This window comes from Candidatus Vicinibacter proximus, from assembly GCA_016713905.1.
GTDB classification, from domain to species: domain Bacteria; phylum Bacteroidota; class Bacteroidia; order Chitinophagales; family Saprospiraceae; genus Vicinibacter; species Vicinibacter proximus.
Window position 1 is genome coordinate 494,184 of sequence record JADJOE010000003.1, and the last position, 13,144, is coordinate 507,327.

At 35.4% G+C, this 13,144-nt stretch carries 10 protein-coding genes; 1 reads left to right on the top strand and 9 read right to left on the bottom strand.

Going from position 1 to position 13,144, the window contains the following annotated elements:
• Nucleotides 1–354: 354 nt before the first annotated feature.
• The 7 genes from IPJ83_10475 to IPJ83_10505 form a co-directional block, all read right to left on the bottom strand.
• Nucleotides 355–1,104, bottom strand: coding sequence for a response regulator transcription factor (locus IPJ83_10475; GenBank protein ID MBK7880966.1), 750 nt, complete (start codon nt 1,102–1,104; stop codon nt 355–357).
• 2 nt (nt 1,105–1,106) lie between these two features.
• Nucleotides 1,107–4,277 carry a histidine kinase gene (locus IPJ83_10480; protein ID MBK7880967.1) on the bottom strand — a complete coding sequence of 1,057 codons (3,171 nt, stop codon included), beginning with the start codon at nt 4,275–4,277 and terminating at the stop codon, nt 1,107–1,109.
• Between the two features lie 303 nt (nt 4,278–4,580).
• A complete protein-coding gene (locus IPJ83_10485) occupies nt 4,581–5,201 on the bottom strand; it encodes an NAD(P)-binding domain-containing protein (GenBank protein ID MBK7880968.1) in 621 nt (206 codons plus the stop codon).
• Between the two features lie 369 nt (nt 5,202–5,570).
• Entirely contained in the window at nt 5,571–6,281 is a 711-nt protein-coding gene (locus IPJ83_10490) for a hypothetical protein (protein MBK7880969.1), read from the bottom strand.
• Between the two features lie 759 nt (nt 6,282–7,040).
• A complete protein-coding gene (locus tag IPJ83_10495; GenBank protein ID MBK7880970.1) occupies nt 7,041–7,985 on the bottom strand; it encodes a nucleotidyl transferase AbiEii/AbiGii toxin family protein in 945 nt (314 codons plus the stop codon).
• Complete coding sequence (locus IPJ83_10500) at nt 7,982–8,707, bottom strand: hypothetical protein (GenBank protein ID MBK7880971.1); 726 nt, start codon at nt 8,705–8,707, stop codon at nt 7,982–7,984. The genes IPJ83_10495 and IPJ83_10500 overlap by 4 nt, the downstream gene beginning before the upstream one ends.
• Before the next feature lie 569 nt (nt 8,708–9,276).
• A complete protein-coding gene (locus IPJ83_10505; protein MBK7880972.1) occupies nt 9,277–10,143 on the bottom strand; it encodes a fibrobacter succinogenes major paralogous domain-containing protein in 867 nt (288 codons plus the stop codon).
• Nucleotides 10,144–10,368: 225 nt separating this feature from the next.
• Between IPJ83_10505 and IPJ83_10510 the strand changes: the two genes are divergently transcribed.
• Entirely contained in the window at nt 10,369–11,058 is a 690-nt protein-coding gene (locus IPJ83_10510) for a DUF2461 domain-containing protein (protein MBK7880973.1), read from the top strand.
• A 105-nt stretch (nt 11,059–11,163) separates the two neighbouring features.
• Here IPJ83_10510 and IPJ83_10515 read toward each other — a convergent pair whose 3' ends face one another.
• The gene (locus IPJ83_10515) at nt 11,164–12,036 is read right to left on the bottom strand and encodes a hypothetical protein (GenBank protein MBK7880974.1); all 873 of its coding nucleotides are present in this window, start codon (nt 12,034–12,036) and stop codon (nt 11,164–11,166) included.
• Nucleotides 12,037–12,198: 162 nt separating this feature from the next.
• The gene (locus tag IPJ83_10520) at nt 12,199–12,858 is read right to left on the bottom strand and encodes a hypothetical protein (GenBank protein MBK7880975.1); all 660 of its coding nucleotides are present in this window, start codon (nt 12,856–12,858) and stop codon (nt 12,199–12,201) included.
• Nucleotides 12,859–13,144 lie beyond the last annotated feature (286 nt).

A 13,144-nucleotide genomic window follows, 5' to 3' on the forward strand; every position in this document is an offset into this window, starting at 1 on the left:
CAGGTAATCATCAGGTCAGGTATTGATAAATTTATTTTATCAGCCTCTTGTTGCCTAATAAACTTAGATTCTTAATGCAGAATTTTAGAAATGTGTTACTACTGCCTGATTGAATATCTATTTCAAAGATCTGCATAAATGAGGAGTGCATAAATGCCAATTGACAATTGATGCATTTCATTTTACAAATGGATCTTTTAAACTGTTAGGCATTGGTGGGGTTAAAATATCAAATTGTGATAACTAATGGTAGTAAGATATTAATGGTATTTTGTGATGCGACTCAAAGTATTATTTTAAATTATTAATCTTTTGTGGTCGCCGACTGGTGTGCAATTGGAGATTAAAATAGAATTACTTCTTAGTGAATTGGTTAATAAAGGCATCTTTTTTGCGTTTTGAAACTTCTACCTGATCTCCATTGCTCATGATAACGTACCCTCCCTCCCCACGCACATATTTTTTAACTTCAGTAAGATTGATTAAAGCGGAGTGGTGAACTCTGAAAAAGTTATGAGTCGACAGTAAATCCTCATATTCTCCTAGGTTTTTAGAGGTAACTATGCGTTCACCTGATTTAAATACAAATAGGGTGTATTGTCGGTCAGATTTAAGGTATAATATTTCATGTACAAAAACAATGGACAAGCCTTCAGTAGATGGAAGTGCAATTTGCAAATGACCTGGTTGTTCCAGATTTTTATTTTGCATCAAAGTTTCAAATTTCTTATTTATTTGGTGAATGTGACTGTTTTTTAGCACTTTGGCAATCGCAGTCTTTAATTCTTCAATGTCAATAGGTTTTAGCAAATAATCTATGGCACTAAACTTTATGGCTCTTAAGGCATATTGTTCATAGGCAGTTGTAAAAATAATTTCAAAATTAATTTCATTAAATTTATTCAACAAATCAAATCCGCTTTCTTTTTGCATCTCGATGTCCAGGAATACAATGTCCGGATGATGAATGTTAATCAGATTAAATCCTTCCTCCACTGAGGTGGCGGATCCCATAAGGGCAATATCCGGACAATAGTCTCTGATTAAATTTTCAAGTAGTTTGACACTTCGTATTTCATCCTCAACAATAATCGCCTTTATCATATTTATTGATCTATGGGTATTTTGATAATTACCTTGGTTCCGGATGGATTTCCAAAAGTATCTTTTAGGTCCAGGATTTCCACTTCAACTTGTGTGTTGGAGCTTTTTTGGATCATATTTATTCGTTCTTCTGTAACTTTCATACCTAATGATTCGTGATGCATGGATTTAGAATCATTGATGATTCCGGAAGCCTGTCTGCCTATGCCATTGTCTTCAATGGTACACATCAATACCTGCTCCCTAAGTTCCAGGGTTATTTCCAGATGACCTTGACTTTTTTTATTTAACAAACCATGAATTACAGCGTTTTCAATATAGGGTTGTAACAACATGGTTGGGATATCGGTGCTTTCTTTGTGGATACGGTGGTCAATGGAAAAATGATAAGTAAATTTGTTTGTAAAGCGCAAAGACTCTAATTCCAAATAATATTCCAGCATGATAAGTTCATCTGCCAGAGAATTGGTTTGGTTACCGGAATTTTGTAAAACGAGTCTTATTAATTTCGAAAATTTCGAAAGATAATTCAATGCCTTTTCTTTGTCAGATTCAGAAATTAACTGTTGAATGGCATTCAAGGTATTAAAAATGAAATGCGGATTCATTTGAGCTCTCAAGGCTGTTAATTGCGCTGCTGATATTTGTTTGTTGATATTTGTTTCGTCCTCTGCAAGTTTTCGGATTTGGCTTACTCGTCTGGAATATAAATAATATATAAAGGAGAACGCGCCAGTTAAAAGCAATAATTGAAACCATTTGGTTTTCCAGTAGGGTGGTTTAATGACAATGTTAATCTTTTTTCCTTTCCAATTCCATTTGCCATCATTGTTGGAAGCAATAATATGCAATACATAATTACCGGGAGGAACATTCGTGTAAGAGGCAAATCGATTTGTGCCGTTATTTATTGTTTCACGATCGAATCCTTCTAATTTATAGGCATATTGATTTTTTTCAGGGTGATCAAAGCTCAATGCCGTCATTTCAAAGGAAAAAAAATTTTGTTGGTAGTTCAACTCAATAGTTCCTGAGTTTACAAAATCTCTGGATGAATCAAATTCTTTGTCAAATATTTTGAAGGACGAAATGCTAACTTCAGGAATATATTCATTCTGCCTTATGGAAGATGGTTCAAAAATATTAAATCCGTTAATCCCTCCGAAGAAAAGCTCTCCGGTGCTTAACCGAATTCCTGCATAACTGTTAAATGCATTGCTTTGGAGACCATCATGAACTGTGTATTGTCTGTGAAATTCTATTTCGAAATTTTGATTAAGAACGATATGACTTAATCCCTTCGATGTGCTGATCCAAATCTTTTGATCATTCTGTATGATTACTGATAAAATGTTTTCACAAAAAATATTGGAAACATTGCAATATCTAATTATCGAATCCTTTGATCTGTTCCAAAGGGACAGTCCCTGGTCTGAAGCCATCCATATATTTCCATGGCTGTCTTCTGCAAATTGATGGACAATTCCTGGGTTGAATTCATTTGAAGTTTTTATTCCGGGGATTATTTCAAACTGATCATTGACTCGAAAGATGCCGGATCGTGTCGTGGACAGCCAAATGGTTTTATGGCTGTCTTCAAATAGGGTACAATAGAATGCTCTTTTATGCTTTGCTATATTTCTATTATTAAAATGATTTTCAAATATTCCGTTTTTTGACCTGAGCTCGCAAATCATGCCATTGGTGGCTGCCCATATTTTTCCATTGGATCGCACAATAACATCCATTACCATTTTTCCCGGCAATCCGTCCATATTCTTTTCATCATAGATGTATGCACTCCATTTATCTTTTTCAGGAATATAGTGGTTCAGTCCCTCATCGGTACCTACCCAAATATGACCCAGTGAATCAATGTCAATTGCGTAAATACGATTATCAGTCAAAGAATTATTTTGAGATTCGTCATGCCGAAAACATTTAAATTTATTGTTGCGCCTGTCGAAATACATAAGTCCGCTTTTACTTCCAATCCAAAGGTTGCCCTTGCTGTCTTCGCGTGCACAGGTAATATCATTATTACATAATGAATTTATTTTTCCAGGTTGAAGAGTGTAGCTTTTAAATTTTTCCGGATTAGGACTCATTCTATCCACTCCACGGCTGGCAGTTCCTACCCACATAATACCGGATCCATCCTCATACAAGGATAAGGTTTTGTTATCGGCCAGGCTCTTGGCGTTAAATGGATCATGTTTAAAATGATCCCATTTTTGTTGTTTATTGTTAAATACAATCAATCCACCCGATGAACTCGCCATCCACATATTGCCTTTGGAATCAGAGCGCATACATTGTATGTATTTCAATTCTGAACTTAGTTCTTTATTCGGAAGTTTGACGTCGCTAAAAAGTTGAATGCTGGTATCAAATCGCATCAATTTTTGTCCATAATAATTGATCCAAATTTCTCCCTTAGGTGTCATGGCCATTGGGCCAAAATGATTGGCATTAAGGGATTCTTCGTTGCCATCATCTAATAAAAATGTGGTGTAATTATAATTTGATATTGAAAATTTATGAAGGCCTATTAGGGTGGACAGCCATAAAGATCCCCGAAGGTCAGCAATGACATCGATAATTCGATTTTTCCCATATGTTTCGAGATGAGGTCTTAAGGTATCCATTTTAAATCTTGTGAATGTTTTGGTTGATTCCTCAAAACGAGCCAGTCCCACCCGAGTTCCTACCCAAATAGTGTGATGCTCATCTTCTGTTATGCAGAAAACGTCATTGTGGTTTATACTGTTTGCGCTGGCGCTGTGTTGGAAAACATTAAATTTATTTTCATTGGGGTGATATAGAATAAGTCCTTTGGAGCCAAACCATAATCTACCCCTTGAATCCTTAAAAGCACAATTAACATGACTGATTCCATTGAGTAACGGATCGATTTGAGATATTTTGAAGACTTTTGTGGAGTACCCATTAAATTTATTCAAACCATCTTCAGTACCCATCCAAATATATCCTTCATTATCCTGTACAATACAATTCACTGCATTGTCCGACAAGCCCTCTTCGATACTGAAATGTTGGAAGGTCGATTCAGGGGCTTGAGCATATGTTGGAACACTGTAGAAAATATAAAATAACAAAATCAAAAAACTTGATGAAGGTATTTTATACAGTCTGTGTTTAACAATTTTCATCCATAGCAAAGTTAATCATAATTAAAATATGAAAACACACCTATGCGTGCATCAAATTGATAAGTGGGCCTTACCCTTTTACAACTGGCAATATTATTTCATTTATCTTCAAAGATTTGATATTTTATGATCTTTGATTTTCCAGGAATTTCTTTTGGTGTTTATGCAAAGACTATTTCGGAGACTTACTGAAAGGTTAATTCAATAAAAAATGTAGTTTTTATAACTGGCAATTTCTTTGCATGGCATACTCAGAAATAACTATTGCCAAATCTCATATAGACTCAAAAAATATGACCAATATCAGCGTTTCAACAATTTAAAACCAATTTCTCTGCCTTGACCCTGAAACATGGCGAGGTTAATCCAAAACCAGGCAAATTGTTCCATCAGTTCAAACTTGTCGTTGCCACCAATATTGTAGCATTCCGCAAAGCCTGCGTCTTTTGCTAATTGTACAGCAATTGTTTTGCCTTTTTCGCTGTCACCTGCAACAAACAAGTCAAGTGCTGAATTTCCGTAAATTGGATTGAGCATATTGTTGAAACCAGTGGTATTGAAACATTTCACGACATCCCTGGTTTGTGTATTCCCTAGAATGGCATCAGTTGTATTTTTATAGCCCACCGGCCCTCGACCCATTACTACGTTCATGGTATCTATAATAATTTTACCGGCGGTGTTGCCTAAACTTTTTACTACTTCTACGGTAGCTGTCGCCGGAGTGGAAATTAAAATGATGTCACTTTGTGTTACCGCACTTTCAATTGAAGTGAATGGATCTTGGCCAATTTCAGCTGCCAATTGTAGATTTTTATCACTTAATGGAAATCTTGCGCCAATCAAAACTTTATGTCCTGCGTGGATCCATTTTTTTGCAAGCGCTCCTCCTACATTACCGGAGCCAATAATTGCTATTTTCATTTATTTTTGTTTGTAGTTTATTTAAAGAATAGAATATTTAGTTGAGCTCTTGTAAAGTTAGAAAAACTAATAACAATGCTCATAAATCATGGCCCCAGTTTTGATTTTTATTTGGACTTTTTGGCTTGTGCCGGCTAATTAAAAGAGAAATCCTTTTTCAGCTTCTACTTTCTTCGGCAGTTCAGATTTCCCCAATATATCCCTTAAGTCTCTTTTAAGGGTATTGCAGAGGGTGGTAAGAAGTACATCTGTAATTTGTTTTAAAAAATATTTTCTAACAATGTCATCAATAATTTTTTCTACCTTCTTAAGTGAAATTTTTTCATAAAACAGTATGATCAGTTTATTTAACGGTCACTGGCACCTATTTTAATTCAAGGCAACACCCACGATAAATCCCACCCAGGGTTTATTGTTGTATATCCATATCTTTCTGTCTTGATTCGTAAGATAATCATATCCTATGGCTAAACCAAAACTGGCTATGTTCGACTCTATGAAACCTGCGATTCCCGTCTGAATGATCATTCCACTGTATTCATTGGTACTCTTATTATTGGTAGTAAACGGACTGATTAAGGTAGTGCCTGGTCCCACAAATAAACCATAATCGTATCCCCAATTACTGATTTTATGATAACTCATCCCCAAGGGATCCTTTTTGTTCCTGATAGGGAAGTAGTCATGCCTCGAGCCGAAATACAAAGCCATATTTAAATCCGTAGTCAACTGAGCGGGTAATCCAAGAACAGTTGGGCGGTATTTTAAAAGAATCGTGGTGATGTCAATGTCAAGACTGTGCTTCTTAATGATCATCGGTTTGCAAACAAGACTGTCCATTTTAGTTAATGGGATGGTCAAGAATTGATTTTTATCCGGTTGTTTTTTTGTGAGACGATAAACATTTATCTGCTCATTGCTAACATCTAAATAAATGTTTTGGGTGTTTTCATGTTTAGATTTCAATTTATAATAGCCACTGTTTAAGCCGTGCGTGGAAGCTTTCTCTAATGTATTGCAGGAAGCTAAAAGTAAAAGACCCCAAATTACAATAACAATGTTTTGATAACAGATTTTCATAATTAAATTACAGCATGTGAAAATAATTCATTTTTGTCAATTTAATTGCCGGTAGTGGTATTATTATTTCTTTCTGTACTGAGTTGTTTTTTTTGTCGCCAAATTTTTCAATCAGCCCTCGTTCCACTCCATTTTTCAAATCCCTGCTCGTCCCCTCTGCTCGTCGCGGTTTGCAACCGCGATGCAATACGCTCCAAGCATTTTTAATGCGGCCTGCTAGCACCATATTTTACACGGTTCGTTTCAGATCCTTCTCTGTTCGTCGCGGTTTGCAACCGCGATGCAATACGCTCCAAGCATTTTTAATGCGGCCTGCTAACACAAATTTATACATGGTTCGTTTCAGATCCTACTCCTCAGCTCGTCTTGGTTTGCAACCGCGATGCAATACGCTCCAAGCATTTTTAATGCGGGCCTGCTAACGCAATATTTTACATGGTTCGATTCAGATTTCACCTGAATGGCAATCTCAATTCAACTTTATAAGTAGTGCATAGTAGGACAATGAAAAGACACGAATTTAAAATTTCAGAGGTCAACTTCACCGGAATAGGGGGGCAGAATTTACATGTAGGTATAATAGATTAGGATTCGTTTGAAGTGATACCTTGTCCAGTGAATTGGGTTAATAGGGAGTTTTGTAAATCTTCTTCTATCATTACTTGATCTGGTTAATTGGTTTTCGCACTCCCCAATGAGGAAAGACTACTTGTTACAACCACTTGGCATACGCCTTTTCTAATTTTTCTTCAGTGAATTTCATTCAATTCTCTTCAATAATTCCTCAAAACATTTCGCAACATCTTTTTCATCAGGTATTGGTCTGTATGCTAATGCGGAAAGTTCAGTGTGATATTTTACTTTGAGTTGTTTCCATAAATTTGAAAAATCATTTACAAATGGAGATTCAGTAATCAATTTATTTTGCCATCCTGTCGGCTCTTCAAACATTGCTCTATCGTGTTGCAAAATGGTATCAAATTGTTTCTTAAACGAACCTGAAGCTACAAATTCAATGCACTCAGGATTTTTCATTAAGTAATACAAATCATAAAAGTGTCTTATCTTTTCGGCGATACTTTCAACAGTATTTTCCTTAAATGAAAATCGAATTAATGATACCATCTTTTCCAATAGCGTTTGTTCTTTGCTCAATACGTTTACTTCTATGGATTGGAGATTGTATTGTTCAATGTATTTTTCATTGCTTGTTTGCATCAAAAAGTCAGACACCATACTCTGAATAGTCAAACGTTGATAAGGGAAAGGATTATCAAACGAGTTTATTTCAACAATGAGTTTGTTATTTGCATTGCCTTTTTCAGTTGTAACATATTCAAAAACAGATTTTCTGAATCTTGAACCTTTACTGGTTACACTGTCCATTTGCAACTCTTTTAAATCGGGTGTGATTTCTTTTTCAATAGTGCGGATGATGGTTTTAATCTCATTTCCTGTTTTACCCTTGTCGTTTATGATGGCAATATCTACATCCTCCGAAAATCGCTCTATCAAATTATATCCTTTTGATAGCGATGTTCCTCCTTTAAAGACGGATTCATCAACATATTTACTTTTAGCCAATCGACTTAACACCAATGTTATCCAGTAATCTTTTTCTACAAATTCCAACTTAATATCCAATTGCTGTGATGCAGCCCTCAATGTGTCCGAAAATAATTTTATGTCGTGGTGCAGCTTCATATTATATTCCATTTTGCGGTGGTGGATAAAGCTTTCGTTGCACCTGTTATTTTATACTTAGTAATTGGGTTCAATGATTTGTAAAGTGGTTCTGTTGCTTTGCCATGTTGCAAAGCGTCTAACAAAGCACCTAACAAAGCCCTTGTAGCAGGTGGATATTTTAAGGCCAAGCGTACCAATGCATTTATTTCGGTCTCAGAAAATATTTTGATAATTGCTAATAGCCTTTTACAGGATGCTTCTGTATTGGTATCAGGTATTTTTTTGATGTAGCGAATGGCATCCAGTAACTGCAACAAATGAATATTCTCCTTGGTGATGGTGTTTTTTTGCTTTACAAAAGCAATCGTATAGCGTTCTCTTTTAAAATTGGGGCGAACTTGATTTTTCCCGATTTGTATGGTATTACTTACCTGTGTGGTTAAGCCCAATTGATTATATATGCTGTACCCCGTAAGATAGCCTGTGATTTTTCCGTTTTCTTCTAGTAAGTCTTTTACCATTTGTGCCTGATTGGGTTGAAGCTTTCCAAAGGGGGTATTCTCAGGTTTATAGTATTTACCTTTGGAGAGTTTGGCAATCTTACCTGAAGTTACCATTCGGTTCAGGGCTTTTATCACCGCTTCTTTTTGATTCACCTCTGTGGTAAAGTCGGAATAGGTAAATACATATCCTTTGGGGAGTCTATCTATCGTAGATGATATGTATTCTGATATTTTCATCCTTTTATTTGTAATGTAAAGATAGCATATTTGTCCAGTTTATTAGCTAAAAAACTGGACATTTATTTAAAATATGAAAAAATTCCCTAATTTGTAAATGAACATTCTTATGGCCCTCTGTTCATCGCAGTTTTAAACCGCGATGCAATGCGCTCCAAGCATTTTTAATGAGGCCCGCTAGCACCATATTTCACATGGTTCATTTCAGATCCTACTCCTCTGCTCGTCTCCTCTGTTCGTCGCGGTTTGCAACCGCGATGCAATACGCTCCAAGCATTTTTAATGCGGCCTGATAACCCCATATTTTAAATGCTTCGTTTCAGATCCCTCCTCAATAGAAGTCACAATTCAATACATTAAATAACACAAAACATGACATGATAAAAAATGGAATATTGAAAATTTGAGAGGCCAACTTGATACAGCTGTTTCTATCCATTCACCAATTATGACTTGGGCATTAGAAATTGCGTTTTGGTATTTTTTACCATTCATTTATAAATGTTAGGATTCTCAAGTCTAGAAAATTCTAGACCTGAGAATTTCAATCAAAGTTTACAAGCAATATTTTAATTTTTAATGCATCTGCAACTAAACCCATAAACTCTCGGCCAATAGATTACCAATACAGCGGAATCACTATTGATAAATCCCCTGTAAAGATATCTATCACCTCCGGGTGATGACAAGGTAGAAGTCCAGATTCCTGCTTGTTGGCCTCTGTGAATGAATGATCCATTGGGTTGTACACGCCCCGCCGGAAAAACACCAAATTGGCTACTGTCGTTGGCAATGCTTGGACTTTCCCAAAGGCTGGTGGTGCTCTTCATTTTTATTCCTGCGACATTTGGTCCACCGAGATTATTAATGAGCGTTGTCCATTCATCATCTGTTGGAATGTGCCATCCTTTCGGACATAATTTTCCGGATTCCATGGCATACCCGTTGTAGAGCTTTCCATATAAAATAGAATTACTGGAATCGCCCCTGTAGTAACACCATGCAGGTGTAGTGATTTTGCTCCATTCCTGGCTGTCTTTAACTTGTGGAAAACCATCCGTAGACCGTAGATTCGATTGCAGCCAACATTGACCACCAATGGATATTACTTTGTAAAAATTACCCTCCTCATCATATACACCCGCCGTGTCGCAAGTTCCGGGTGTATAATCAAATTTCGCAGTGTTGCTGCAAAAATTGAAATCAGTAACGGTTACCCTATAAGTTCCCGCTTGCGTAACCGTTATTTCTGAAAGATGTACGCCATTAGACCATTCATAAATATAAGGGGGGTTTCCATGCCCAATGGCTCTTAAACTATTGGCTGATTCCTGGATTATTTCTACACTGTAATACTTACACAGATCGTCATTTGTTTTGCAAGACATTACTAACAATGTAAAACTTAAAACCAGAAGTCCATAATTGATTTTCATGGTAAAATATTTTATAGACGAATATAAGATTTTTTGTTGATATTTATTTATCTATATAATTTTGAGTAGCACACAAACCACATAAATGATCCATAAACGATGAACCATAAACCTTCTGTGCGTCGAGATTCAAACTATGATCTTTGAACGCACTTGTGGAACCTCAGCCTTTGTTACATGACAAGGAAGGCCCATTTTCCTTACCTTTGAACAAATTTGTGCATTATGCCCGCAGTGATCGAAAAGTCCACCCTCCAATTTCTCAAGTCATTGGCCAAAAACAATAACCGCGATTGGTTTAATGACAACAAAGACAAATACCTCGCCTCACTTGAAAATTTGACCACTTTCGTCGATGCTTTATTAATAGAAATGAATAAACACGACCAAATTGAAAATCCCAATGCAAAGAACGTTTTAATGAGAATCTATCGGGATACACGCTTCTCAAAAGACAAGACTCCTTACAAAACTTACATGGGTGGCGGAATCGATCGGGCCACCAAAAAATTACGCGGTGGATATTACCTTCATATAGAGCCCGGCAATTCCATGGCCTGTGGTGGTTTCTACGGGCCAAACCCAGCGGACCTGCTTCGTATCCGAAAGGATATTGAACTCAATTATAAAGAGTGGGAGAAACTGCTTAAAAATAAATCACTGCTCAATACCTATGGTCAAATCCAGGGAGAAACATTGGCTTCCTGTCCCAAGGGTTTTTCAAAAGACCACCCTGCCATTGAATTATTGAAGCTTAAACAATTTTACTTTCAACGAAATTTTACAGACGCAGAAGTGTTAGATAAGAATTTTTTAAAAACCGTGAATCAGACTTTTAAAAATGTAAGACCATTCTTTGACTACATGAGTGAGGTGCTGACCACCGATTTGAATGGTGAATCGTTGGTTGATTAATAGTAAGCTTGACGAGGGGAACAACCAGGTTCCATTTTTCATTCAGATAAACGGAATCTGCCGGAATCGCTGTTTAGAGTCTATGCCGTGTGAGTAGCAATGCGATTAACTTGTTCTTTCTGTATATGAAACTTGAAATAATTCTTTTAAGAATTCACGCTTCTTTGATAGGTCCAGTTTGCCTAATCTGAATTTAATTCTTCCTGATCTTTTTCCTATAGAAACTATCTCAAAATCATTTTCTTCAATTTTATTTGTCCATCCTTCAATATCTGATACTTTAATTTCTGCCCTTACGAATTTTTGTTTAGGTAAAAATAATATAAAGTTTAATGGACGATTTCGTTTAACTAATCCAATATAATTTTGTGTATAACCCAGATTAAGTTCATTATCAATTTCTTTTAATATTTCACAACACTCGTCAATGACCCTCAGACTTTCTTTGTTTGTTTTATTATCCCAATAGTTTCGATCTTTTTTAACTGCTATTTCATCTTCATCTTCACCAACTGTTACCTCATCTAATATCTTTACGAAATTCAATACTACATTGTCATTAATTTCAAGAGCATTTAGTTGAATGGCAATTATTGGAATTTGACTATTGAATAGACCGATGATATTTAGAAATCTACTTGTTATGTTTTCAGCGACTATAACGGCGCAATGTTCGTAGTTAGGAAGTCGTTTTCTTTCATTATCCCAATATTCAATTGAACGAATAATATGACTTTCATCGATTTTTCCTAACATTATTTCAACTTCATATCTTTTCTCATTTTCTCTATCATAAAGTAATAGATCAAGTCGACCGGCTTTAGGCTGAATTCTTTCTGCCTCTTTAAGTTCAAGGTCTCCAAGTCCAATTATAGATGGATCATCTTCTATTACTTTTCTCAACCATTGTTCATCAAAATCTGGATGGTCTTTTAGTAAGAATTTTTCTGCTTTTTTTAGCGTTAATTTGTTATTCATGATTTATTTTAGTTGTTAAGTATTACTGCCAACGTTTCTAGCACTTGCGACTTGCCGCTACTTGTCTTTATGGCAAAAGTAGCAAAAATCATTTTCATAAAAACCAAAAGTGTAAATTATGTCTGTAAGCGGCATGATCGTAAGTACTATGCTATCAGCGGTTTATTCTCCTTCCTTTATTAACTTTTTAAGTATAGGCTTCGATTTATTAATAGTAATATTATTTTCTTTAGAAATATTATCTAAAAGTATATAACAATATTGCCAGAGGAATTTATCAATCTTGTAAACATTAAGTGTATTTAAATTAAAAAGGTTAACAAACTCCTTATAAATGATATAAAACTCACTATAATTTTTTGGCTCATTTGTTCTAATTTTGGTTTGGCTATTCTGGTTTAAATAACCAGTTATTAAAATCCAAACATAGCTGTCGTAAATTGGTATAGCTTTGTTGCTTAAGAAGTGAACATATTTTGATGAAAATGAAAGATTGCATCTTCGTTTATTTTTACCATTTTTAGCAATCCAATTAATTTCAGCAATTTTATCAACTAATTTAATATAATAATTTATTGAAACTCTTTGATCAATTTCAGTATTAGTAAATATCTTATCAACAACAGGATAAATATTTAAAATTGCGGTTGAATATATTTGGTTAATAGCCACAGCTTTAATTAAAATTTCGTGTTTATCCTTATTATTAAAAAATACAAATAAATTACTTAAAGCATCATTCATTTTATTTCCATCGCTGGATAAATAAATATCAAGAATCTTATTTAAGTGTTCTGTATTTGGAGCAATTAATTTTAGCATATTTTATATTTAATTGATGTTAACGTTTTCGGGCTTGGCGCAGTGGCGGATTTTCACGACAAATGTTAATACGAAGAACTACTGTTTGTGCCACCACAAAACTGTCATACGAAGCACTGAACCCGCCATTACGCCAAACCGCTGTTATAGGCTGGCGTTCTTCTCTGTCGTGGGTTACATCAATTTTTATGTCGTCAGTTTGTATCATTTGTCATGTGGTTTTTTATCTGGCGTGTGTGTCGCTTGTTTTATTTTTTTTTACAAGCGTTGGAAAAATTATTGTGAA

Excerpts from the sequence above, each read along its gene's own strand:
- IPJ83_10475 (MBK7880966.1), bottom strand. The coding sequence starts at position 1,104 with ATGATAAAGGCGATTATTGTTGAGGATGAAATACGAAGTGTCAAACTA.
- IPJ83_10495 (MBK7880970.1), bottom strand. The coding sequence starts at position 7,985 with ATGAAGCTGCACCACGACATAAAATTATTTTCGGACACATTGAGGGCT.
- IPJ83_10490 (MBK7880969.1), bottom strand. The coding sequence starts at position 6,281 with ATGAAAATCTGTTATCAAAACATTGTTATTGTAATTTGGGGTCTTTTA.
- IPJ83_10510 (MBK7880973.1), top strand. The coding sequence starts at position 10,369 with ATGCCCGCAGTGATCGAAAAGTCCACCCTCCAATTTCTCAAGTCATTG.
- IPJ83_10480 (MBK7880967.1), bottom strand. The coding sequence starts at position 4,277 with ATGAAAATTGTTAAACACAGACTGTATAAAATACCTTCATCAAGTTTT.
- IPJ83_10515 (MBK7880974.1), bottom strand. The coding sequence starts at position 12,036 with ATGAATAACAAATTAACGCTAAAAAAAGCAGAAAAATTCTTACTAAAA.
- IPJ83_10520 (MBK7880975.1), bottom strand. The coding sequence starts at position 12,858 with ATGCTAAAATTAATTGCTCCAAATACAGAACACTTAAATAAGATTCTT.
- IPJ83_10505 (MBK7880972.1), bottom strand. The coding sequence starts at position 10,143 with ATGAAAATCAATTATGGACTTCTGGTTTTAAGTTTTACATTGTTAGTA.
- IPJ83_10500 (MBK7880971.1), bottom strand. The coding sequence starts at position 8,707 with ATGAAAATATCAGAATACATATCATCTACGATAGATAGACTCCCCAAA.
- IPJ83_10485 (MBK7880968.1), bottom strand. The coding sequence starts at position 5,201 with ATGAAAATAGCAATTATTGGCTCCGGTAATGTAGGAGGAGCGCTTGCA.